23 protein-coding genes are annotated in these 21,830 nt (G+C 58.1%); 15 read left to right on the top strand and 8 right to left on the bottom strand.

The features are described 5' to 3' along the window. From GHO03_RS25355 to epsC, 4 genes are all read left to right on the top strand, one after another. A partial coding sequence (locus tag GHO03_RS25355; protein ID WP_218574309.1) for a hypothetical protein occupies positions 1–191 on the top strand: 191 nt, incomplete at its 5' end. Positions 192–215: 24 nt separating this feature from the next. After that, the gene (locus GHO03_RS09350) at positions 216–1,874 is read left to right on the top strand and encodes a Na/Pi cotransporter family protein (protein WP_094999625.1); all 1,659 of its coding nucleotides are present in this window, start codon (positions 216–218) and stop codon (positions 1,872–1,874) included. An 83-nt stretch (positions 1,875–1,957) separates the two neighbouring features. After that, a complete protein-coding gene (locus tag GHO03_RS09345; protein ID WP_153399683.1) occupies positions 1,958–3,334 on the top strand; it encodes a pitrilysin family protein in 1,377 nt (458 codons plus the stop codon). Positions 3,335–3,429: 95 nt separating this feature from the next. Next, positions 3,430–4,356, top strand: coding sequence for a serine O-acetyltransferase EpsC (gene epsC, locus GHO03_RS09340; protein ID WP_372241722.1), 927 nt, complete (start codon positions 3,430–3,432; stop codon positions 4,354–4,356). 113 nt (positions 4,357–4,469) lie between these two features. Here the strand turns inward: epsC and trpA are convergent, their stop codons facing one another. Beyond that, positions 4,470–5,276, bottom strand: coding sequence for a tryptophan synthase subunit alpha (gene trpA / locus GHO03_RS09335; RefSeq protein ID WP_133144126.1), 807 nt, complete (start codon positions 5,274–5,276; stop codon positions 4,470–4,472). Next, positions 5,276–6,496, bottom strand: a complete 1,221-nt coding sequence (trpB, locus tag GHO03_RS09330) for a tryptophan synthase subunit beta (protein ID WP_095020612.1) — start codon at positions 6,494–6,496, stop codon at positions 5,276–5,278. The genes trpA and trpB overlap by 1 nt, the downstream gene beginning before the upstream one ends. A 113-nt stretch (positions 6,497–6,609) precedes the next feature. Between trpB and GHO03_RS09325 the strand changes: the two genes are divergently transcribed. After that, complete coding sequence (locus tag GHO03_RS09325) at positions 6,610–7,506, top strand: LysR family transcriptional regulator (protein ID WP_095038472.1); 897 nt, start codon at positions 6,610–6,612, stop codon at positions 7,504–7,506. On the opposite strand, the gene GHO03_RS09320 is transcribed toward GHO03_RS09325, so the two are convergent. Beyond that, on the bottom strand, positions 7,503–7,829 hold the full coding sequence (locus GHO03_RS09320) for a YqjD family protein (RefSeq protein WP_016782799.1): 327 nt from the start codon (positions 7,827–7,829) through the stop codon (positions 7,503–7,505). The genes GHO03_RS09325 and GHO03_RS09320 overlap by 4 nt on opposite strands. A 154-nt stretch (positions 7,830–7,983) precedes the next feature. Between GHO03_RS09320 and GHO03_RS09315 the strand changes: the two genes are divergently transcribed. Both GHO03_RS09315 and GHO03_RS09310 read left to right on the top strand, forming a co-directional pair. Beyond that, positions 7,984–8,199 (top strand): dodecin, encoded by a 216-nt coding sequence (locus tag GHO03_RS09315; RefSeq protein WP_094999631.1) that lies wholly within the window; start codon positions 7,984–7,986, stop codon positions 8,197–8,199. Positions 8,200–8,318: 119 nt separating this feature from the next. Beyond that, entirely contained in the window at positions 8,319–8,543 is a 225-nt protein-coding gene (locus GHO03_RS09310; RefSeq protein WP_094999632.1) for a DUF1161 domain-containing protein, read from the top strand. A gap of 120 nt (positions 8,544–8,663) precedes the next feature. Here GHO03_RS09310 and GHO03_RS09305 read toward each other — a convergent pair whose 3' ends face one another. After that, complete coding sequence (locus GHO03_RS09305; RefSeq protein WP_095020613.1) at positions 8,664–9,668, bottom strand: LLM class flavin-dependent oxidoreductase; 1,005 nt, start codon at positions 9,666–9,668, stop codon at positions 8,664–8,666. A gap of 215 nt (positions 9,669–9,883) precedes the next feature. On the opposite strand from GHO03_RS09305, the gene GHO03_RS09300 reads away from it, so the two are divergent. Further along, positions 9,884–10,315: an OsmC family protein gene (locus tag GHO03_RS09300; protein WP_094999634.1), complete on the top strand. Its 432-nt coding sequence runs from the start codon at positions 9,884–9,886 to the stop codon at positions 10,313–10,315. A gap of 147 nt (positions 10,316–10,462) precedes the next feature. Then, on the top strand, positions 10,463–10,708 hold the full coding sequence (locus tag GHO03_RS09295) for a DUF1161 domain-containing protein (protein ID WP_094999635.1): 246 nt from the start codon (positions 10,463–10,465) through the stop codon (positions 10,706–10,708). Here GHO03_RS09295 and GHO03_RS09290 read toward each other — a convergent pair. Further along, positions 10,700–11,116 (bottom strand): hypothetical protein, encoded by a 417-nt coding sequence (locus tag GHO03_RS09290; RefSeq protein WP_153399681.1) that lies wholly within the window; start codon positions 11,114–11,116, stop codon positions 10,700–10,702. The genes GHO03_RS09295 and GHO03_RS09290 overlap by 9 nt on opposite strands. 74 nt (positions 11,117–11,190) lie before the next feature. Here GHO03_RS09290 and GHO03_RS09285 point away from each other — a divergent pair, with 74 nt between their 5' ends. Continuing rightward, positions 11,191–12,237, top strand: a complete 1,047-nt coding sequence (locus GHO03_RS09285; protein WP_153399679.1) for an aminopeptidase — start codon at positions 11,191–11,193, stop codon at positions 12,235–12,237. A 112-nt stretch (positions 12,238–12,349) separates the two neighbouring features. Then, positions 12,350–14,356 carry a M3 family metallopeptidase gene (locus tag GHO03_RS09280; protein WP_153399677.1) on the top strand — a complete coding sequence of 669 codons (2,007 nt, stop codon included), beginning with the start codon at positions 12,350–12,352 and terminating at the stop codon, positions 14,354–14,356. Positions 14,357–14,362: 6 nt separating this feature from the next. Here the strand turns inward: GHO03_RS09280 and GHO03_RS09275 are convergent, their stop codons facing one another. Further along, positions 14,363–14,995 (bottom strand): dual specificity protein phosphatase family protein, encoded by a 633-nt coding sequence (locus GHO03_RS09275; protein ID WP_150629116.1) that lies wholly within the window; start codon positions 14,993–14,995, stop codon positions 14,363–14,365. Between the two features lie 300 nt (positions 14,996–15,295). Between GHO03_RS09275 and GHO03_RS09270 the strand changes: the two genes are divergently transcribed. Genes GHO03_RS09270 through GHO03_RS09260 form a run of 3 tightly spaced genes read left to right on the top strand, consistent with a single transcriptional unit; the run spans position 15,296 to position 19,086 of the window. Continuing rightward, complete coding sequence (locus tag GHO03_RS09270; RefSeq protein ID WP_094999975.1) at positions 15,296–16,036, top strand: gluconate 2-dehydrogenase subunit 3 family protein; 741 nt, start codon at positions 15,296–15,298, stop codon at positions 16,034–16,036. 2 nt (positions 16,037–16,038) lie between these two features. Then, positions 16,039–17,823, top strand: a complete 1,785-nt coding sequence (locus GHO03_RS09265) for a GMC family oxidoreductase (protein ID WP_094999640.1) — start codon at positions 16,039–16,041, stop codon at positions 17,821–17,823. Between the two features lie 12 nt (positions 17,824–17,835). Then, complete coding sequence (locus GHO03_RS09260) at positions 17,836–19,086, top strand: cytochrome c (RefSeq protein WP_095026757.1); 1,251 nt, start codon at positions 17,836–17,838, stop codon at positions 19,084–19,086. A gap of 107 nt (positions 19,087–19,193) precedes the next feature. On the opposite strand, the gene GHO03_RS09255 is transcribed toward GHO03_RS09260, so the two are convergent. Next, positions 19,194–19,835 (bottom strand): transporter substrate-binding domain-containing protein, encoded by a 642-nt coding sequence (locus GHO03_RS09255; RefSeq protein ID WP_094999642.1) that lies wholly within the window; start codon positions 19,833–19,835, stop codon positions 19,194–19,196. Between the two features lie 139 nt (positions 19,836–19,974). Between GHO03_RS09255 and GHO03_RS09250 the strand changes: the two genes are divergently transcribed. Continuing rightward, entirely contained in the window at positions 19,975–20,412 is a 438-nt protein-coding gene (locus GHO03_RS09250) for a DUF4399 domain-containing protein (protein WP_094999643.1), read from the top strand. A 58-nt stretch (positions 20,413–20,470) separates the two neighbouring features. On the opposite strand, the gene serA is transcribed toward GHO03_RS09250, so the two are convergent. Further along, positions 20,471–21,700 carry a phosphoglycerate dehydrogenase gene (serA, locus tag GHO03_RS09245; RefSeq protein WP_083369705.1) on the bottom strand — a complete coding sequence of 410 codons (1,230 nt, stop codon included), beginning with the start codon at positions 21,698–21,700 and terminating at the stop codon, positions 20,471–20,473. Between the last annotated feature and the right edge of the window lie 130 nt (positions 21,701–21,830).

Here is a 21,830-nt window from a genome sequence, read left to right as displayed (position 1 = left end):
CGGTGAGCCTTTTGATACGGCCAAGCTTTTCGATGAAAAACACCTATCGAAAGCTTGACCTGCAACAGAGTATCTACGAGGTATTAATCTTTCAACCCTGCCCCTGCTATGCGATGCTGGCGCTCTGCTCAATTGCCGACTACATCTTAAGAAACATCTGTAGGAACGGCCCGCAGCTATCTGATCCTTAGACACATCTACCACAGGGAGCCAGCATGCTGACCCTGCTCAATCTGCTTTCCGCCGTGGCCTTGCTCATCTGGGGCACGCATATCGTCCGTACCGGCATCTTGCGGGTCTACGGTACCAACCTGCGCCATGTCATCGGGCAAAACGTCTCCAGGCGCATGTTTGCCTTTGTCGCGGGGATCGTGGTTACCGCCATGGTGCAGAGCAGCAACGCCACGGCCATGCTGGTCACTTCCTTTGTCGGCCAGGGGCTGATGGCGCTCACTCCCGCGCTGGCGACCATGCTCGGTGCCGATGTCGGTACGGCCTTGATGGCGCGGGTGCTGACCTTCGACCTGTCGTGGCTGTCGCCGCTGTTGATTTTTCTGGGTGTGATTTTCTTTTTGACCCGCAAGCAAACCCGTGCCGGGCAACTGGGGCGGGTGGGCATTGGCCTGGGCTTGATCATCCTGGCGTTGCAATTGATTGTCGAAGCCGCCACACCCATCACCCATGCTCAGGGCGTGAAGGTGATTTTTGCTTCGTTGACCGGCGATATTCTGCTCGATGCCCTGGTTGGCGCCCTGTTCGCCATGGTGTCTTACTCAAGCCTGGCGGCCGTGCTGCTGACTGCCACATTGGCGGGCGCGGGGGTTATCAGCCTGCATGTGGCCATCGGCCTGGTGATTGGCGCCAATATCGGCAGCGGCATACTGGCGTTTCTCAGTACCAATATGCAGAACGCAGCGGGCCGGCAGGTGGCATTGGGCAGCCTGCTGTACAAGCTGATCGGCCTGTTGTTGATCATGCCCGTGCTCGACCCGCTGGTGGCCTGGATGGACAGCCTGAGCTATAGCGCCCAGGAGTTGGTGATCGGCTTCCATCTGCTCTACAACACCGCCCGCTGTTTCTTGATGTTGCCGACAGTAGGCCTGATGGCGCGCATTTGCGCCTGGCTGCTGCCTGAGCGCGAGCAAACCAACGGTGTCGCCAAACCGCGCCACCTGGACCCCGCCGCCCTCGATACACCGAGCCTGGCGCTAGCCAATGCGGTGCGCGAAACCCTGCGCATTGGCGACCTGATCGACACCATGTTGGTCAATATGCTCGACGTTCTACGCGGCAAGCAAACGGCTATCACCGCGGAAATGCGCACGTTGAGCGATGAAGTCGAAGTGCTCTACAGCGCGGTAAAACTCTATCTGGCACAAATGCCTCGGGAGGATTTAAGCGAGCAGGACAGTCGGCGCTGGGCTGAAATCATCGAACTGGCGATCAACCTCAAACTTGCCAGTGATGTAATCGAACGCATGCTGCGCAAAGTCCAGCAGCAGAAAACCTCCCAGCGCCGGTCATTTTCAGAAACAGGGCTGGAGGAGCTGGTGGGCCTGCAAACCCAGTTGATCGATAATTTGCGTCTTGGGCTGACGGTGTTTCTCAATTCCGACCCGCAGAACGCCCGCCAATTGCTGCGTGAAAAACGCCGCTTTCGCGCCCAGGAGCGGCGTTTGGCCCACGCTCACGTAAGTCGCTTGCAGCGTAAAGTCACACAAAGTATCGAGACCAGTTCTATGCATCTGGAGCTGATCGCGGACATGAAACGCCTTAACTCGTTGTTTTGCGGCAGCGCCTACGTGGTGCTGGAGACCTCTGAAACCGGGGCCCTGGAGCTGGATGACGCAGCCGACACGCAACATTCGCCTTGAACGTTGTACGTCGGGCTGTTGTCAGCCGTTATGCAGCGACTAAGCTGCACGGGCTCAAGGATTCGAGAATTCAGGGATTTTTTATGCGTTGCCTGCTGTTTATCTGCTTGCTGCTTGGCGCTGCCCAAGGCTCTGCCCTGGATCGCTACAGCGTTGAGGGCTATCAACTGCCCAATGGTCTGCAACTGATCCTCAAACCCAACAACGATCGCGATCATGTGGCTATTCGGCTGGTGGTGGGGGTGGGTATGGATGACTTTTCCTGCGCCGATCAGCAATTGCCCCATCTGCTGGAACATTTGCTCTTCAGCGGCATCGACGACACCGGTGAAGGGGGGCTGGAGGAGCGCATGCAAGCGCTGGGGGGCGAATGGAACGCTTTTACCAGCAGCGCCGATACCACCTTTGTAATCGAGGCCCCGGCAAAAAATCAGCGCAAGATCCTCGACCTGCTGCTGGGGTTGTTGACCCGCACCCAGCTGACCGAACAACGTATCAGCGACGCCAAACAGGTGGTCGAGCGCGAAGACGGCGGCCATTATTCGCACTTGCAGCGCTGGCTGGACCGTCAGGATCTAGGCCACAGCGCCAGCAACCAGCTGGCTGTCGAATTGGGCCTGAAGTGCGCCGAGCGGGCCGAAGTGCATGACCTTACCCGCCAGCAACTAGAGGCTGTACGCCAGAAGTGGTACGCGCCCAACAACATGACGCTGATTATCGTCGGCGACCTTGACCGTTTCTTGCCAGCTTATCTCGAGCGAGCCTACGGTGCCCTCGAGCCGGTTGACCCCAGCGAGCACCGTCCCCTGGCCGCCATCGATGCCAAGGCCGACGCAGAGCGCGAGCTGGTGCGCGGTGTGGTCGGCGATACGGCAACCCTGCACTGGTTGCTGCCCGAACCGGTTATCGAAGGGCAATCCGATGAAACCTGGACCCTGCTGCGCGATTATCTGGAGTGGGCGCTGTACAGCGAACTGCGGCTCAACCACGGCTTGTCTTACGGCCCCTGGGCTGAGCGCGAGGTGTTTGGCGGCGTGAGTTTTCTGAGTCTGAATGCGGATCTTGAACGCGAGAACGTGCCCAGGGCCCGTGAGGTGATGCAGCAACTCACGTCACGGCTGCTCAAGGACGGGCTGGATCCGCAGGTGTTTGCCCGACTCAAGCAAACGGCCATTTCCCGTCAGGCGTGGACGGTGCAAGGCAGCAGTGCGCTGGCTGATTACTACTGGGCCTCGCTGGGAGACTACGATGAAGGCCGTTTTGCCGACCCTGCCCGGCAGTTGCAGGCCATTAACCTGGAGCAGGCAAATGCCGCACTGCGCGAGTTATTTGCCGAGCCCGGGTACATTCGCATCGAAAAGCCGCTATTCAGCTATCACGGCTTGAGCATGGCCATTTTGGGCGGGTTGCTACTGTTGATCAGCGCCGCGGTGGGTTGGCGCCTCTGGCGCCGGCGTTAAGGCTTGATTGCCGGAGTCGCAAACGTTTTGATACCGTAAAATCATTGCCTATTCGCGGCTGGTTGATCCAGCCGCCAGCGTGCGGAGTATTCATCGTGAGTGATCGTTCCAATCCTTGGCAATTGCAGGCCATCGTCTGCCAACTGCGCACGGCGCGAAACCAGTGGCGTACGCAAAACGGCCGCGTCAGTGGCGAACAGGGCGGTCGCGAGCTGCCGTCGCGTGCTGCAATGGCCGATATTCTTGAAGCTCTTTGCGGTGCTTTGTTTCCGATGCGTTTAGGCCCGGTGGACCTGCGTGAAGAGAGCGAAGATTTCTACGTGGGCCACACCCTGGACGTAGCCCTCAATGCGTTGCTGACCCAGGCCCGGCTGGAGTTGCGTTATGTCGCGCGTCAGGGCGGGTTGCCGGATGAGGGAGTGGATGCGACGGCGACCTTGCTGATTCAGGACTTTGCCCTGGCATTGCCGGGTTTGCGCAGCATTCTTGATACAGACGTACTGGCCGCCTATCACGGCGACCCGGCGGCGCGCAGCGTCGATGAAGTGTTGCTGTGCTACCCGGGGATTCTGGCGGTGATTCATCACCGGTTGGCGCACCACCTGTACCGTGCCGGGTTACCGTTGCTGGCGCGCATCAGCGCAGAAATCGCCCATTCGGCCACGGGGATCGACATTCACCCCGGCGCGCAGATTGGCCGCAGTTTCTTTATCGATCACGGCACGGGCGTGGTGATTGGTGAAACTGCGATTATTGGCGAGCGTGTGCGGATTTATCAGGCTGTGACGTTGGGTGCCAAGCGGTTCCCGGCGGATGAGTCGGGACAGCTGCAAAAAGGCCATCCACGTCATCCGATCGTTGAGGATGATGTGGTGATTTATGCGGGGGCGACGATTTTGGGGCGTATCACCATTGGTCAGGGTTCGACCATTGGTGGCAACGTATGGTTGACCCGCAGCGTACCGGCAGGCAGCAACCTGACCCAGGCTAACCTGCTGCATGATGACGGGACGCAGAAGTAATACTGTGTAAGCCTCTTGCCCTCACCCCAGCCCTCTCCCGGGGGGAGAGGGAGCCGATGTGTGGTGACATCCCCCAATCAGTCCCCTCTCCCTCCGGGAGAGGGGCTCTTGATCTAGCGGGCGCTACGTACACCTTCAGCCAGCGCAGCACACAAACTCAGCACACCATCCACCGCCTGTTCAGGCGTCGCTGCATTCTCGATCTTGTCGATCAGGGCCGAGCCCACCACCACGCCATCGGCCAGGCGGGCAATTGCCGCAGCCTGTTCAGGGGTACGGATACCAAAGCCCACGCTGATCGGCAAATCAGTATGCCGACGCAGACGCTCGATAGCCGCGCCCACCTGTTCCGTGGTGGCCGAACCGGCACCGGTCACGCCCGCCACCGAAACGTAGTACACAAAGCCCGAACTGCCAGCCAATACGGTCGGCAGGCGCACGTCGTCTGTGGTTGGCGTGGTCAGGCGGATAAAGTCCAGGCCAGCAGCCTGTGCCGGGTCGCACAGCTCGCTGTTGTGCTCGGGTGGCATGTCGACCACGATCAGGCCGTCTACGCCCGCCTCTTTGGCTTCGGCGATAAAACGCGCCACGCCATAGTGGTGGATCGGGTTGAAATAGCCCATCAGCACCAGCGGAGTGTCGTTGTTACCGGTACGAAATTCACGAACCATCTGCAGGGTTTTTGCCAGGTTCTGCTTGGCGCCCAATGCACGGATGTTGGCCAGCTGGATCGCCGGGCCGTCGGCCATCGGATCGGTGAAGGGCATGCCCAGTTCGATCACATCGGCGCCTGCTGCCGGCAAGCCTTTGAGGATGGCCAGCGAGGTGTCGTAATCCGGGTCACCGGCGGTGACAAAGGTCACCAGCGCCGCGCGGTTTTGTTCCTTGAGAGCGGTAAAGCGCGTTTGCAGGCGGCTCATCAGTGTTGCTCCTGTTGAGACTGTTCCATGTGGTGCATCACGGTTTGCATGTCTTTGTCGCCGCGACCCGAAAGGTTGACCACCATCAGGTGATCGGCCGGCAGGGTCGGTGCGCGCTTGAACACTTCGGCCAGCGCGTGGGCGCTTTCCAGGGCCGGGATGATGCCTTCAAGGCGGCAGCATTTGTGGAAGGCATCCAGCGCCTCAGCGTCGGTCACCGAGGTGTACTGGACACGACCGATATCGTGCAACCAGGCGTGTTCAGGGCCGATGCCCGGGTAGTCCAGGCCTGCGGAAATCGAATGGGCGTCGATGATCTGGCCATCGTCGTCCTGCAACAGGAAGGTGCGGTTGCCGTGCAACACGCCCGGCTCACCGCCATTGAGGCTGGCCGCGTGCTTGCCGGTTTCGATACCGTAGCCGGCGGCTTCTACGCCGATGATTTCAACGCTGGTGTCATCCAGGAACGGGTGGAACAGGCCCATGGCGTTGGAGCCACCGCCGATGCATGCCACCAGGCTGTCCGGCAGGCGGCCTTCCTGTGCTTGCATCTGGTCGCGGGTTTCCTTGCCGATCACGGCCTGGAAGTCGCGCACCATCGCCGGGTAAGGATGCGGGCCAGCCACGGTGCCGATCAGGTAAAAGGTGCTGTCAACGTTGGTCACCCAGTCACGCAAGGCTTCGTTCATTGCATCTTTGAGGGTGCCAGTGCCGGCCACCACCGGGATCACTTCGGCGCCCAGCAGCTTCATGCGGAACACGTTGGCCTGCTGGCGCTCGATGTCGGTGGTGCCCATGTAGATCACGCACTGCAGGCCAAAGCGCGCAGCCACGGTGGCAGTGGCCACGCCGTGCATGCCGGCGCCGGTCTCGGCGATGATGCGTTTTTTGCCCATGCGCCGTGCCAGCAGGATCTGGCCGATGCAGTTGTTGATCTTGTGGGCGCCGGTGTGGTTCAGCTCTTCGCGCTTGAGGTAGATCTTGGCGCCGCCACAGAACTCGGTCAGCCGCTCGGCGAAGTACAGCGGGCTTGGGCGGCCCACGTAGTCGCGTTGGAAGTAGGCCAGCTCCTTGATGAACTCAGGGTCTTTTTTCGCCAGCTCGTACTCGCGATCCAGGTCAAGGATCAGCGGCATCAGGGTTTCAGCCACATAACGGCCGCCAAATGAGCCAAACAGGCCATTGGCATCAGGGCCGGTACGCAAAGTGGATTGAGTCATGTGACGCTCCAGATAAAAAATGGCGAAGGTCTATGGGCCTGACTGTACCCGTGACAGCCCGGGATGAAAACCGATAAGATCGCCGTAACCTGTCAGGAAAACTCACAGATACCATGAGCCGCGATCTCCCCCCTCTTAATGCCCTGCGTGCCTTTGAAGCCACCGCCCGCCTGAGCAGCGTCAGCCAGGCGGCTGAGCAGCTACACGTCACCCACGGTGCCGTCAGTCGGCAATTGAAAGTGCTGGAAGAGCACCTGGGGGTGAGCCTGTTCGTCAAGGAAGGGCGCGGGCTAAAGCTGACCGAAGCCGGTATCCGCTTGCGGGATGCCAGTAGCGAAGCCTTTGAGCGCTTGAGAAATGTATGCGCTGAACTCACGCAAAGCCAGGTTGACGCTCCGTTCGTGCTCGGCTGTTCAGGCAGTTTGCTGGCGCGCTGGTTTATTCCGCGCCTGGGCCGATTGAATGCCGACTTGCCTGACTTGCGCCTGCACCTGTCGGCCGGTGAAGGCGATCTAGACCCGCGTCGCCCCGGGCTGGATGCTTTGCTGGTGTTTGCCGAGCCACCCTGGCCAGCAGACATGCAGGTTTACGAATTAGCCAGCGAGCGCATTGGCCCGGTGGTCAGTCCCCGATATGCGCGGTACGAACAACTGCGCCATGCCCCGGCCAGCGCCTTGCTCGACGAACCGTTGCTGCACACCACTTCGCGGCCGCAGGCATGGCCGAGCTGGGCGCAAAAAAACGCAATTGAGACGAAGGATTTAAAATACGGGCAGGGGTTTGAACACTTGTATTACTTGCTGGAAGCCGCCGTTGCGGGGCTGGGTGTAGCGATTGCTCCCGAGCCGCTGGTGGCCCAGGACCTGCAAGCAGGACGGCTGGCTGCGCCCTGGGGCTTCAATGAAACCCCGGGGCAACTGACGTTATGGTTGCCCAAGCGCGCCGCAGACGGACGCGCCAGGCAACTTGCGCAATGGCTCAAGGCAGAGCTTGCGCGCAGCGCAGATTAATTGCCGCGCTTGCACAACAGGAAGGCTGCCAGCAGACCCAGTGCGCCGATGGCAACGCCAGCGGTGGCATACGGATGCTCTTGGGCGTATTCACGGGTAGCGATCGCGGTTTCGCGGGTTTTGTCCTTCACTTCTTCCAGCGCATCGCTGAGCAGATGACGTGAATGCTTCAGCGCGTTCTCGGCGTTGTTCTTGAGGATGCCAAGGGTCTTTTTGGACTCGTCCGAAGCGTCGTGCTTGAGGCTTTCAAGAGACTTGAGCAGGCTCTCGATCTCTGCTTCCATGCTTTGCAATGAGGCTTTACGTAAAGAGTTGCTAGCCATTAGGGCTCTCCTGCATTGATGAGTGAGGTGCTTGTTAAGTCGGACTACAGGGGCGTGAGAAAGTGCAGTTAACCTGAACTTTTCCTTTTAGATTGCCTACAAAGTATTAAGCACATTCGCTGCTAGGCTTTGATTTACGACAAAGGAGAACGTTATGTCTGACCATCACACCTACAAGAAAGTCGAATTGGTAGGCTCGTCCCCGACCAGCATAGAAGACGCCATCGGTAATGCACTGGCCGAAGCCAACAAAAGCATCAAGCACCTTGAATGGTTCGAGGTGATCGACACCCGCGGCCATATCAAGGACGGCAAGGTGGCGCACTATCAGGTAACGCTCAAAATCGGCTTCAGGATTGCCAGCAGTTGATTTGAGGCAAGGTTTTGCCCCGTGGACTGGCCGTTTGCCATAAAGTCCGCTACACAGTCTGGGTGCAATGCGGCATGTTCGCATTGCACCCTTTTTGTTTTGACCGGGGAATGTGACCGATGAAAAAGCTTTTATTGGCTGTAGGTTTGCTGAGTCTGGCAGGAACGGCGTTCGCGGCGGGCAAGCCGTGCGAAGAACTGAAAAGCGAAATCGCGGCGAAGATTGAAGCTAACGGCGCCAGACATTATTCGCTGACGGTTGTGGAAAAAGGTGCTGCCGCTGACGGCAAGGTAGTGGGCTCTTGCGAAGCCGGCACCAAAGAAATTGTCTACAAGCGCGGGTAAGTCCAGCGCAGTAGTAGATCTTGTGGGAGCGGGCTTGCTCGCGATGCGCACGCTGCGGTGTTTCAGATCAATCGCGTCGATACCATCGCGAGCAAGCCCGCTCCCACACTTCCCTTTGCGTCAGGCCCCTTTCATCACCTGCGACAGCAATTCATACGAGTGAATGCGGTCTGCGTGTTCGTACAGATCACAGGTAAAAATCAACTCATCGGCCTGGGTCTGCTCGACCAGCACGTCCAGCTTGGCCTTGATCTTCTGCGGGCTGCCGACCATCGCCAGGCCCAGGAAACTCATCACCGCCTCTTTTTCGTGGGGCAGCCACAAACCGTCCATCGTCGCCACCGGCGCGCGCTGCACCAGACTCTGCCCGCGCATCAGCGCCAGGATTCGCTGGTACACCGAGGTGGCCAGGTACTCGGCCTGCTCGTCGGTGTCAGCAGCCACCAGCGGCACGCCCAGCATCACGTAGGGCTTGTCCAGCACGGCAGAAGGCTTGAAGTGGTTGCGATAAACGCGAATCGCTTCATGCATCAACCGTGGTGCGAAATGTGATGCAAAGGCGTAAGGCAAACCCAGTTCACCGGCCAATTGTGCACTGAACAGACTGGAGCCCAGCAGCCAGACCGGCACATTGGTGCCAGTGCCCGGCATGGCGATGATCCGTTGGTCGGGAGTACGTGGGCCCAGATAGCGCATCAGCTCGGCCACATCCTGCGGGAAATCATCGGCACTGCCCGAACGCTCACGACGCAGGGCGCGGGCGGTCATCTGATCCGAGCCGGGCGCGCGGCCAAGGCCCAGGTCAATGCGTCCCGGGTACAGGCTTTCGAGGGTGCCGAACTGCTCGGCGATAACCAGCGGCGCATGGTTGGGCAGCATCACGCCGCCCGATCCGACACGGATGGTTGACGTACCGCCGGCGAGATAACCGATCAACACCGAGGTCGCCGAACTGGCAATACCATCCATGTTGTGGTGTTCCGCTACCCAGAAACGGTTGTAGCCGAATTTTTCCACATGCTGTGCCAGATCCAGCGAATTACGCAACGACTGGGCTGCACTGCCGTTTTCGCGGACAGGGACCAGGTCGAGGGTCGAGAATTTGATGTCAGACAGTCGTTTCATCAGCCGGCTACTCCAGGTGGGATGCAGGTCAGGGTGCTCGCATAACCTGCCAGTACTTACAGCAATATGGGCATATACCCGAGTTTCAATGGTCGACTGGGAATTGAGCTACTAAAAATGAAGATTGGTCCGACAGGGTGAACTTTGTGGGGCGAACTACCCTCACTAGTTCATTCAAGGCGTGAAACCTTCGCGCCGTTCTTCAGGAGGCACGCATGAGTATTAAAAAGAAAGCATCGGCTCATTGGGCAGGCGACCTTAAAACCGGCATTGGCTCCATCTCCACAGAAACCGGCGTGCTGCGCGAAGCGCCTTATGGCTTCAAGGCGAGGTTCGAAGGCGGTAAGGGCACCAACCCCGAAGAGCTGATCGGCGCAGCCCATGCAGGCTGTTTCTCGATGGCCTTGTCGATGATTCTCGGTGATGCCGGCCTCAAGGCCGACAGTATCGATACCACTGCTGAAGTAACCCTGGATCAAGTGGACGGCGGCTTTGCAATTACGGCCGTGCATCTGGTGCTCAAAGCCAAGGTGCCCGGCGCCACCCAGGCGCAATTCGACGAACTGACCACCAAAGCCAAAGAGGGCTGCCCGGTGTCCAAGGTACTGAACGCCAAAATCACCCTCGACGCTACGCTGGTGAGCTGACACCACCTGTGTGCCCCGCTAACCGCTAGCGGGGCACAATCGCTACCCGGCTGCGACAGATCAGTCCTGCGCTGTGCGATATGTGATCGAATGGTCGTTACTCGCGTCAGATCATGACTTTGCGTTCTGCCTCAAGGGAGTCTCACCATGAAACGTTTTGCTCTAGCTGTAGTTTGCTGCGCCTTGGCCACCTCGGCTCTGGCGGCGCCCAAGCCGTGCGAAGAACTGAAAGCCGAAATCGAAGCCAAGATCCAGGCGAACAATGTGTCGTCCTACACCCTCGAAATCGTGAGCAATGAAGAAGTTCATGACGAGAACATGGTGGTTGGTTCGTGTGAAAGCGGCACCAAGAAAATCATCTACCAGAACAACGACCGTCAGCCTTCAAGGTAAGCAGTTGACCAGCAGCTCCTCGGCGACCACCTTGCCCGTTGCGTCGTACAGCCGGGCGTAGGCGTTGAAGCCCAGTGAGCGGGCCTGTAGCCGGTAACGCTGGCCGGGCTGGAAGTTGTCGTAATCGACGGTGACGTAACACAGGCGTTCCTGTGGGTCACTGAACATACCCATGCCGCCGACAAACACCTCGAAATCGAAGCGCACCATCAACTCGTGGCTACCTGGCGTTACTTGAAAATAGCGGCCATCGGCCTGTCGCTTGTTATCCAGACGCTCGGCCATTACCAGCTTGCCGGTTTGGGTTTCAAGCTCGACCCAGGCCATGGCGGGATCAGCCGGGGGGATTGGCGTGCTGGTACAGGCGCTGAGCAGACAAGCAGCCAGCAACCACAATAGCGTGCGCATGATGATGTCCAAAAAAAGTGTTACGCAAGCATAGCGTGCATTATGGTCACATCACTCGCCTACTGGATCGCTTTATGACCTCGCGTGTTCGCGGCTTGTTGGGCCTTGCCTTGCCGCTTCTGCTCAGCGGTTGCTCCAGTGCGGGCTACTACTCGCAATTGGCCGCCGGCCAATGGAATTTATTGCAGGCCCGTGAACCCGTGAGCAAGGTGATTGTTGATCCCCGGCGCCCGACAGCGTTGCGTGAGCAATTGGTAAAAGCCCAGGCTGCGCGCTCCTTCGCCAGCGAGCATTTACACCTGCCGGACAACCAGAGCTATCGTCTGTATGCCGACCTGAAACGGCAGTACGTGGTGTGGAATGTCTTTGCCACCCCGGCGTATTCCCTCGACCCCGTCACCCATTGCTTTCCCATAGCCGGGTGCGTGGCCTACCGGGGTTATTACAGCCAGGGAGCGGCGCGAGGCGAGGCGGCCCTGCAACGCCAGCAGGGCATGGACGTGTTTGTCAGCGGCGTTGAAGCCTATTCCACCCTGGGATGGTTTGATGACCCGATCCTCAATGGCATGCTCAATTGGGGTGATGAGCGCTTGGCCACACTGATCTTTCACGAGCTGGCCCATCAGCAGTTTTATGTGAAGGACGACACTGAATTCAATGAGTCTTTTGCCAGTTTCGTGGAACAGGAAGGCACCCGCCAATGGCGCGTCGAACAAGGCTTGCCACCCTCCGACGGCAGCCATGTGCAGCAACGTGAACAATTTATCACCCTGGTGCTCGACACTCGCCAGCGCTTGAAGACCCTTTATGCACAGCCGTTGCCTGCAGCCGAAATGCAGCAGCGTAAAACCGCTGCATTCGAACGAATGCGCCGTGATTATCGTCAGTTACGGGATGAGCAATGGGCGGGAAATCCGCGCTATGACGCGTGGGTCAATGGCCCTCTCAATAACGCCAAATTGTTGCCCTTCGGTCTTTACGATCAATGGGTGCCTGCCTTCTCAGCCCTGTTCAAGCACGTGGGCGGCGACTGGCCGAGTTTTTATGCCGAAGTTGAACATCTGGGTAAATTGCCCCCCGAACAGCGCAAGGCTGCCTTGTATAAATGGGCAGAACGCTGAGCTTTTTGAGGCTGCACTACATAGATAGCCCCCCTGAAATCCCTGTCTCAATAGGCTGAGAACCCACCGATACTCAGCCCGAAATGAAGCAGAACTTTCAAGGAATGCTGCCATGGAGCCAACCAACCCGCTGTTGAGCGCGACCCTTCTGCCCCTTTACAGCAAGGTACGTCTAGAACATCTCAAGCCGGCAATCGAACACATTGTTGCCGACAACCTGCAGTCAATCAGCCGAATCGTCAGTGCCCAGTCCCAACCCACATGGTCGGGCCTGGTGTTGCCGATGGAAGCCCTGACGGCGCGGCTGGATGAAGCCATTGCCGTCATCACGACACTGGGGCAGGTACCAAGAGAAGTGTCATGGGAAACAGACATCGGCCAATGCTTTCTGGCTGCCTACAATTACAAGGCGCAAGTCTTGCAAAATCGCGAGCTTTATCTGGCCTGCAAGGCTTTGGCAGAAAGCCCTGAAGCCATGCAATTTGATCGCTCGCAGCAGGCTCTATTGGGCAAGATACTGCGCGACTACCGGTTGGCTGGGAGTGAGCTGTCAGCCTCTGGCAGAGGCGAACTCATCGAGCTCAACCACGAGATATCCCGACAGGAATGGGTTTTTTACGAAAACGCACGACAATCCAGAAAATCCTGGAGCAAGCTGGTTACCGATGAGTCCTTGCTTGCGGGGCTTGCGAGTGAACTCAAGGGGCAGTTGGCAGACATTGCCACGGACGCCGACCTGCAAGGCTGGCTGATAACTCTTCAGGAGCGCGCTACCTACACCGCGATCATGCGCTCATGCGAAAACAGGGCGCTGCGCGAGGAGCTGTTCACGGCCTACAACACGCGGGCTTCCGAGCAGGGCCCCGCAGGCGGGCAATATGGCAATGGCCCGGTGCTCCATGATCTGCTCAGGCTGCGTCAGCAGAAGGCGCGCCTGCTGGGGTATGACAGCCATGCCGAGCTGAGCCTGCAGGGCAAGACGGCAACCTCGGTTGATGAGGTGCTGAGTTTTCTGCGCACTCGAATTGAACGCAAGTCGGCATTTTTTTCAACTCAAACCGCAGAGCTGCATGCCCTGGCGTCGGCCATGCAATACGACGGACTCAAACCATGGGATCTGTTGTTTCTGGCGCAAAAACGCGCTCTGCAACTAAGCCCGCTGGCGGGCGATCAATTGAAATCATATTTTGCGTTCACACGTGTTTTTGAAGGCATCGTGTTACTCGTCAAGCGCCTCTTCGCGGTCGATCTGGTCGAACAGGTATCGTTTGATACCTGGCACCCGGACGTTCGTTTGTTTGAGGTGGTCGAGTCAGGTGTTCGGGTGGGGCATCTTTATCTCGATCCTTACCTTCGTGAATCCAAGCCGAATATGTGCTGGATGCAGTCGGCACGTAACCGCAGAATCAATCAGCAAGGGGGCCTGACCACCCCGGTGGCCATTCTCTATGGCAACTTCTCACCCGAATCCCCTGGCTCCCCATCACTGCTGACGCCGCAGCAGTTAACCCTGCTTTTCCATGAGTTGGGTTGTTGCATGAAGCAACTGCTGACCCGCAGTCCCTACGGTGCATTTTCCCGCGTGGATGTACTGAATGCTGAGGCGTCCGGGTTTTCAGGCAAATGCGCTGAAAAGTGGTGCTGGTCACGGGACGGTCTGCGCTGGTTGGCCAGGCATGCCCAGCATGACAGTGAGCTGACCTATGAGCAGATAGACCAAGTACTTGAAGCGCGCAGTGCCGAGCGTTGGCTTGAAACGGCCCGCGAGCTTGGGCTTGCGCTGTTTGATTTTGAACTGCACCGCACCTGGGGCGATGGCCGCAGCGTGGAAGAGATCTGGCGCAGTGCACACAATGAACTCCAGCCGTTACCGTTGGCGCAGAACGACCGATCTGCCAACACTTTCGATGCGATCGTCTCGGGCCATGATGGCGCTTATTTCGTCAATGAATGGGCCGAAGCGATGGCTGAGCAGGTTTTTGCAAGGTTTGAACAGCAAGGTGTGTTTAACCCGCAAACGGGCTTGGCCTATCGCGAAGCCTTCCATGCACCGGGCATCGAACGCCCGCTGCATGAGTCTTTCGAGGTGTTTATGGGCCAGCCGCCCGCGAGCGTGTAGGTATCTTCAGGACTTGAGCCAGTTCTTCACCACGCATGAAGCAAAAGGGCTGGTACTGCATGCGCCGCTGCTCAGGGCTGCGCGCAACTGTGGGATATCCGCCTTCATCATGTAGCTCTCGCCATCTTTGTGGTGCGAGTTTTCGCCAAAGCCGCCCTGGGTCATTTCTTTCAGGGCGTCTTCCTTGCTCCAGTCCTGCACGACCACGCGATACATCGCCGCCATCAGCCCGGTACGGTCCGAACCGTGCTTGCAGTGCATCAATACAGGGCCCTGTGCTTGTGCCGTCTGGATGGCACGCAGCGCGGCCAGCACATCGGTGTCATCTACATGGTTGGTGCGATAAGGCAGTTGGACTTGAGCGACGCCTGGAGTCTTGAGCCAGGAACTGTCGGCATCAGGCAAGAAGTTGATGACGGTGGTTATCTGTAATTTTTCCAGCAGCGGCTGCGCGGCACTGTCAGGCAGTGCGCTGCGGTACAGGGTCGGGGACATTTGATAGAGGTTGTATTGCGTGGCAATGGGCTGTGCCCACTGTACAGGCCGGGCCTGGGCTGTTTCGTCGGCCAGGGCCTGAGGCACAGAAAACGCTGCCAGCAAGGTCAGGCACAGAGCAGGAAATAACCGGGCTTTGGGCATATCAGTTCGACCATTAACAAAGAATTTGGAAGTTGAAACGCTAGATTGAGGGATGACTTATCAAAACTGTGTCAGGCATTTGTCAAAAAAGCGTGAGGGCGCAGCCAGTGATGGCCTGATGCTATTGGTGCGGCAAATTTACGCATGAAACGATTCATCTGGTCGCCTGGCCTGTTAGTATTTGTAACCAAACTTTGCCTGCGTTTTTTTTCTCAGGTCGATTTCGACCCGTATCGCTGCCAAAACGAAAAGCTGCCCATGAGCGGCTGTAATCCGTGAATGCCTGATGAGGTGCCCCGCATGTCTGAGCAAGACAACCCCCGGCGTGAGTTTTTGCGCAAAACCCTGACCCTGATTCCAGTGGTCACTGTTGCGAGCACGGGCCTGGGTGGTTCCGTTCTGATGGCTACGCCAGACGCTCAAGCCGCACCGGTCGCTGCGCCGCCCGTTGCCGCATCAGGCCCGGCCTATGAACCAACGTACTTCACGGCTGAAGAGTGGGCGTTCGTTAACGCCGCCGTCGCGCGTCTGATCCCGGCTGACGAGCAAGGCCCGGGGGCGCTCGAAGCTGGCGTTCCGGAATATATCGACCGTCAGATGAACACGCCTTACGCCAGCGGCGCGCTGTGGTTTATGCAGGGGCCGTTCAATGCCGACGCTGCGCCGGAAATGGGCTGGCAGAGCAAACTGGTGCCAAAACAGATCTATCGCCTGGGCATTGCTGCCACGGAGGAGCTCTGCAAAAAAGCCTATAACTCAACATTTGCTGGGCTAGACAGCGCTACCCGAGACGAAGTGCTCAAACAGCTGGAAGCCGGCACGCCTAAATTCGATAGCGTCCCGGCCAAGATGTTTTTCAGCTTTTTGCTGCAAAACACCAAGGAAGGCTTCTTTTGCGACCCTATTCACGGTGGCAACAAAGGCATGATCGGCTGGACCATGATCGGCTTCCCCGGCGCGCGCGCTGATTTCATGGACTGGGTAGAACGCAACGAGCAATACCCCTTCCCGGCAGTTTCCATTCGCGGCGAGAGGGCTTGAGCATGTCGACCGTTATGAAAAAAGTTGATGCAGTAATCGTTGGTTTCGGTTGGACCGGCGCGATCATGGCCAAAGAGCTGACCGAAGCCGGCCTGAATGTTGTGGCCCTGGAGCGCGGTCCGATGCAGGACACCTATCCAGACGGCAACTATCCACAGGTCATCGACGAACTTACCTACAGCGTGCGCAAAAAGCTGTTCCAGGACGTCTCCAAAGAAACCGTCACCATTCGCCATAGCGTCAATGACGTGGCCCTGCCCAACCGCCAGTTGGGTGCTTTCCTGCCGGGTAACGGTGTGGGCGGTGCAGGCTTGCACTGGTCGGGGGTGCACTTTCGGGTCGACCCGATCGAACTGCGCATGCGCAGCCATTACGAAGAGCGTTACGGCAAGAACTTTATCCCCAAGGACATGACCATCCAGGACTTCGGCGTCAGCTACGAAGAGCTGGAGCCGTTCTTCGACTATGCCGAAAAGGTTTTTGGTACGTCGGGTCAGGCCTGGACCGTCAATGGCCAACGGGTCGGTGAAGGCAAGGGCGGCAACCCTTATGCGCCGGACCGTTCGGACCACTTTCCGTTGGTGTCGCAGAAGAACACCTACTCCGCACAGCTGTTTCAGAAAGCGGCCAATGAGGTTGGCTACAAGCCTTATAACCTGCCGTCGGCAAACACCTCCGGGCCATACACCAACCCCTATGGCGCGCAGATGGGTCCGTGCAACTTCTGCGGTTTTTGCAGCGGTTATGTCTGCTACATGTATTCCAAGGCATCGCCCAACGTAAACATTCTTCCTGCCCTGAAGCCGTTGCCGAACTTCGAGCTGCGCCCGAATGCCCATGTGATCCGGGTCAACCTGGACAGCAGCAAAACCAAGGCTACCGGCGTGACCTATATCGATGCCCTGGGCCGAGAAATCGAGCAGCAGGCCGATCTGGTGATCCTGGGCGCGTTCCAGTTCCACAATGTGCGTCTGATGTTGTTGTCGGGCATTGGCAAGCCGTATGACCCGAAAACCGGCGAAGGTGTTGTCGGTAAAAACTTTGCTTACCAGAACATGGGCACCATCAAGGCCTACTTCGACAAAGACGTGCACACCAATAACTTTATCGGTGCAGGCGGCAATGGCGTGGCAATTGATGATTTCAACGCCGACAACTTCGACCACGGGCCGCACGGTTTTGTCGGTGGCTCGCCGATGTGGGTCAACCAGGCCGGTAGCCGGCCGATTGCAGGCACGTCCAACCCGCCGGGTACGCCGGCCTGGGGCAGCGCGTGGAAGCGTGCAACCGCCGATTACTACACTCACCAAGTGTCGATGGACGCCCACGGTGCGCATCAGTCCTACCGTGGCAACTACCTCGATCTGGACCCGGTGTATCGCGATGCCTACGGCCAGCCGTTGCTACGCATGACGTTCGACTGGCAAGAAAACGACATCAAGATGAACCGTTTCATGATGGAAAAAATGGGCAAGATCGCCGAAGCGATGAACCCCAAGGCCATTGCGCGTATCGGCAAACAAGTGGGTGACCACTTCAATACGTCGTCGTACCAGACCACCCACCTTAACGGTGGAGCGATCATGGGGACCAACCCGAAAACCAGTGCACTGAACCGTTACCTGCAAAGCTGGGACGTGCACAATGTGTTTGTGCCGGGTGCATCGGCTTTCCCACAAGGTTTGGGCTACAACCCTACGGGACTGGTGGCTGCATTGACCTATTGGTCGGCGCGGGCAATCCGCGAGCAGTATCTGAAGAACCCCGGCCCACTGGTTCAGGCATAAGGAGCGATGACCATGAAAGCACTTGTTATCGCAACCCTGAGCCTGCTCGCCAGCTTTTCGGCGGTGGCCGCTGAAAGCGACCCGCAGGCGTTGATCAAACAAGGTGAATATCTCGCCCGTGCCGGTGACTGCGTGGCGTGCCATACGGCCAAGGGCGGCAAGCCGTTCGCCGGTGGCCTGGCGATGGAGACGCCGATCGGCACCATTTATTCGACTAACATCACGCCAGACAAAAACGGCATTGGCACTTACAGCTTTGAAGATTTCGACAAAGCCGTGCGTCACGGTGTTGCTCAGAACGGCAGCACCTTGTATCCGGCCATGCCGTATCCGTCCTATGCACGGGTCAACGAGGCCGATATGCGGGCGTTGTATGCCTACTTCATGAAGGGCGTTAAACCTGTCGAGCAAGCGAACCAGGAAGCCGATATCCCGTGGCCGTTGAGCATGCGCTGGCCGCTGGCGATCTGGCGCTGGCTGTTTGCCCCTGCGGTTGAAGATTTCAAGCCGCAAGCCGGGCAGGACGCGGTAGTTAGTCGTGGGGCGTATCTGGTGGAAGGCTTGGGCCACTGCGGTGCATGCCATACGCCACGGGCCCTGACCATGCAGGAAAAAGCCTTGAGTGCCAGTGATAGCCCGGCATTTCTGTCAGGCAGTGCACCGCTGGAAGGCTGGATCGCGAAGAACCTGCGCGGTGATCACAAGGACGGTCTGGGCAGCTGGAGCGAAGACCAGCTGGTGCAGTTCCTCAAGACCGGTCGCAGTGATCGCAGTGCGGTATTTGGCGGCATGAGCGATGTGATCGTACACAGCATGCAGTACATGTCCGACGCTGATCTGACGGCCATTGCCCGTTACCTGAAGTCGTTGCCAGCGGTGAATCCGGCTGACAAACCGCATCAGTACAACCCGGCAGTGGCGGATGCCCTGTGGAACGGTGATGACAGCAAGCGTGGCGCTGCGGTGTACATCGACAACTGTGCGGCTTGCCATCGTACCGACGGTCACGGCTATACCCGTGTGTTCCCTGCCCTGGCGGGCAACCCGGTATTGCAGTCGGCCGACCCGACGTCGTTGATACATATCGTGCTTAAGGGGGGGACGTTGCCTGCAACGCATACAGCGCCATCAACGTTCACCATGCCCGCTTTCGACTGGCGTTTGTCGGATCAGGAAGTGGCCGATGTGGTCAATTTCATCCGCACCAGTTGGGGCAACCAGGCGGCTGAGGTGAAGGCCGGGGATGTGAAGGCGATTCGTTAACCCTGAGTATTCGGTGGGAGCGGGCTTGCTCGCGATGCAGACAACTCGGTATGCCTGACTTACCGAGTCGCTCCCATCGCGGGCAAGCCTGCTCCCACATTGGGTATTCAGGGCTGTCTTGCAGACATCCCGAACCACTTCTGCGACAACGCCTCCAGCCTCCCGTCTGCCTTGATCCGCTGCAAGGCCTTGTCCAGGCTGGCCTGGAACGCCGGGTTGCCTTTCTGGAAGGGGATTACCAGGGCAACTTCCTCATCTGTGACCGGCGTTTTCTGCGCCACCGTGACCAATGGCCCACGTTCGACAAACCCATTGCCCTGAGCTACGCCTAAAGTCTGGCCTTGAAACATTGCAAGGCTGTTGAGTGAGCGCGGCTGCTCTTGCCGGGCAATCGTCTGCGCTGGCAGATGGCTGTAAGGTTCGCTGAAATCGAACCGATCCTGGAGTTCCTGGGTCAAAGCCACATGATTGATCGCGACATCGTATTTGCCGCTCTCAACCCCTGACAGCAAGTCAGCGTTATCGGTGACCAGAATGGAGGAATGTACTTCCAGTTCCTGAGCCAGCAACTCGGCCAGTTCAACGTCAAAGCCGGTCAGACGCCCGTCCTGCTTGAAGCTGAACGGTGCCATGTCGGCTTCCAGGGCTATGCGCAGTTCACCACGGTCATTGATGTCGTCGATCAGTTCGGCCTGAGCAAAAGGGCTCGCCAGTGGCAGTAAAAGCATCAGGCCCGGCAATAAACGCATGGTCACTCCTTTGGTTGGGATGCAAGCGAATCGCATTTAACGTTCGCTTTGCTTTATGTTGGTCACTTGCGGGGTTGGACAACGGTTTGGCTCTAAGTTGTCAGGCACCGAAGAATTTTGCAAAAAACCGGAGAAAAAAATGAAAGCTCTACTGTCTCGTGTTGCGCTGGCTTCTGTATTGATGGGCGCTTCGGTCATGGCCACAGCGGCTGGCCTGGAATCGGAGCCTGCACCAAAAGGCGCCAAAGTGTTTATCGTCGAACCTAAAGACGGTGCCACGGTTGATCAAACTTTCACCGTTAAATTCGGTATTGAAGGCATGCCTCTGGCGCCTATCACCGAGGCCACGCCGCATGCGGGCCATCACCACCTGCTGATCGATGTCGACCAGTTGCCGGCCGAGAACGCACCGATCCCGGCCGATGCCAACCATATCCATTTCGGCAAGGCCCAGACCGAAACCCAGGTCACCCTGCCACCTGGCAAGCACACCCTGCAACTGGTGCTGGGTAACCAGGTTCATGTGCCGTTCAAGCCAAGCATCGTGTCGGAAAAAATCACGGTTAATGTGAAATAAGCTTTTTCGACGCATAAAAAAGGGAGACCCGAGGGTCTCCCTTTTTAGTGAGAGGCGTTTAGAACAACACGCGGCAGCGAATAGTGCCGTTGATGGTCTGCAGCTTCTCTTGCGCCAGGTCCGAAGACTCGGCGTCGACGTCGATCACTACATAGCCAACTTTCTCGTTGGTTTGCAGGAATTGGCCGGAGATGTTGATCCCGTTTTCGGCGAAGATCTTGTTGATCTCGCTCATCACGCCCGGGATGTTCTGGTGGATGTGCAGCAGGCGGTGCTTGCCAGGGTGGGCCGGCAGGGCCACTTCCGGGAAGTTCACGGACGATACCGAGGTACCGTTGTCGCTGTACTTGACCAGTTTTTCTGCCACTTCCAGACCGATGTTGGCTTGCGCTTCAGCGGTAGAACCGCCGATGTGCGGGGTCAGGATCACGTTGTCCAGGCCACGCAGCGGGCTTTCGAACACGTCGTCGTTGGAGCGCGGCTCAACCGGGAACACGTCGATGGCGGCGCCGATCAGGTGCTTGTCCTTGATTGCGTCAGCCAGGGCGTCCAGCTCAACCACGGTGCCGCGAGCGGCGTTGATCAGAATGCCGCCCTTTTTAATGGCACGGATTTCTTTCTCGCCGATCATCCACTGGGTGGCTGCGGTTTCCGGTACGTGCAAGGTGACGATGTCGGACATGCCCAACAGTTCGTGCAGATTGCCGACCTGGGTGGCGTTGCCCAATGGCAGCTTGGTCACGGTGTCGTAGAAGAACACCTGCATGCCCAGGCCTTCAGCCAGAACCGACAGCTGGGTACCGATCGAGCCGTAACCCACGATACCCAGCTTTTTGCCGCGGATTTCGAAGGAGTTGGCTGCGCTTTTGATCCAGCCGCCACGGTGGCAGGAAGCGTTTTTCTCAGGGATGCCACGCAACAACAGGATCGCTTCAGCCAGCACCAACTCGGCCACCGAACGGGTGTTGGAGTAAGGGGCGTTGAAAACAGCGATACCGCGTTCGCGAGCAGCGTTGAGGTCGACCTGGTTGGTGCCGATGCAGAAACAACCAACAGCGACCAGTTTCTTGGCGCAATCGAACACTTCTTCGGTCAGCTGGGTACGAGAACGGATGCCGATAAAGTGGGCATCAGCGATCTTTTCCTTCAGCTGGGCTTCAGGCAAGGAACTGGTGATGTACTCAATGCTGGTGTACCCGGCGGATTTGAGCACTTCAACAGCGGATTGGTGGACGCCTTCCAAAAGAAGGAACTTGATCTTGCTCTTATCGAGAGAAGTCTTGCTCATCTGCGTAAACCTGTGTCCCAGAGAAAAAATGGCAGGGAATGGACAGCGAGAGCTGACCTGGCCGGCGTGAAAACCGGCCCCGAGAATCGTCCTGTGGCTCGATTCTGCGAGGGGGTCGTATGCTAGCATA

Origin of the sequence: Pseudomonas sp. FSL R10-1339, from assembly GCF_009600545.1 — a bacterium.
GTDB classification, from domain to species: domain Bacteria; phylum Pseudomonadota; class Gammaproteobacteria; order Pseudomonadales; family Pseudomonadaceae; genus Aquipseudomonas; species Aquipseudomonas bubulae.
This window is presented reverse-complemented; position numbering and strand designations above follow the sequence as displayed.

Coding starts and splice junctions, on each gene's coding strand:
- GHO03_RS09350 (WP_094999625.1), top strand. CDS start 216: ATGCTGACCCTGCTCAATCTGCTTTCCGCCGTGGCCTTGCTCATCTGG.
- GHO03_RS09345 (WP_153399683.1), top strand. CDS start 1,958: ATGCGTTGCCTGCTGTTTATCTGCTTGCTGCTTGGCGCTGCCCAAGGC.
- trpA (WP_133144126.1), bottom strand. CDS start 5,276: ATGAGCCGCCTGCAAACGCGCTTTACCGCTCTCAAGGAACAAAACCGC.
- trpB (WP_095020612.1), bottom strand. CDS start 6,496: ATGACTCAATCCACTTTGCGTACCGGCCCTGATGCCAATGGCCTGTTT.
- GHO03_RS09325 (WP_095038472.1), top strand. CDS start 6,610: ATGAGCCGCGATCTCCCCCCTCTTAATGCCCTGCGTGCCTTTGAAGCC.
- GHO03_RS09320 (WP_016782799.1), bottom strand. CDS start 7,829: ATGGCTAGCAACTCTTTACGTAAAGCCTCATTGCAAAGCATGGAAGCA.
- GHO03_RS09315 (WP_094999631.1), top strand. CDS start 7,984: ATGTCTGACCATCACACCTACAAGAAAGTCGAATTGGTAGGCTCGTCC.
- GHO03_RS09310 (WP_094999632.1), top strand. CDS start 8,319: ATGAAAAAGCTTTTATTGGCTGTAGGTTTGCTGAGTCTGGCAGGAACG.
- GHO03_RS09305 (WP_095020613.1), bottom strand. CDS start 9,668: ATGAAACGACTGTCTGACATCAAATTCTCGACCCTCGACCTGGTCCCT.
- GHO03_RS09300 (WP_094999634.1), top strand. CDS start 9,884: ATGAGTATTAAAAAGAAAGCATCGGCTCATTGGGCAGGCGACCTTAAA.
- GHO03_RS09295 (WP_094999635.1), top strand. CDS start 10,463: ATGAAACGTTTTGCTCTAGCTGTAGTTTGCTGCGCCTTGGCCACCTCG.
- GHO03_RS09290 (WP_153399681.1), bottom strand. CDS start 11,116: ATGCGCACGCTATTGTGGTTGCTGGCTGCTTGTCTGCTCAGCGCCTGT.
- GHO03_RS09285 (WP_153399679.1), top strand. CDS start 11,191: ATGACCTCGCGTGTTCGCGGCTTGTTGGGCCTTGCCTTGCCGCTTCTG.
- GHO03_RS09280 (WP_153399677.1), top strand. CDS start 12,350: ATGGAGCCAACCAACCCGCTGTTGAGCGCGACCCTTCTGCCCCTTTAC.
- GHO03_RS09275 (WP_150629116.1), bottom strand. CDS start 14,995: ATGCCCAAAGCCCGGTTATTTCCTGCTCTGTGCCTGACCTTGCTGGCA.
- GHO03_RS09270 (WP_094999975.1), top strand. CDS start 15,296: ATGTCTGAGCAAGACAACCCCCGGCGTGAGTTTTTGCGCAAAACCCTG.
- GHO03_RS09265 (WP_094999640.1), top strand. CDS start 16,039: ATGTCGACCGTTATGAAAAAAGTTGATGCAGTAATCGTTGGTTTCGGT.
- GHO03_RS09260 (WP_095026757.1), top strand. CDS start 17,836: ATGAAAGCACTTGTTATCGCAACCCTGAGCCTGCTCGCCAGCTTTTCG.
- GHO03_RS09255 (WP_094999642.1), bottom strand. CDS start 19,835: ATGCGTTTATTGCCGGGCCTGATGCTTTTACTGCCACTGGCGAGCCCT.
- GHO03_RS09250 (WP_094999643.1), top strand. CDS start 19,975: ATGAAAGCTCTACTGTCTCGTGTTGCGCTGGCTTCTGTATTGATGGGC.
- serA (WP_083369705.1), bottom strand. CDS start 21,700: ATGAGCAAGACTTCTCTCGATAAGAGCAAGATCAAGTTCCTTCTTTTG.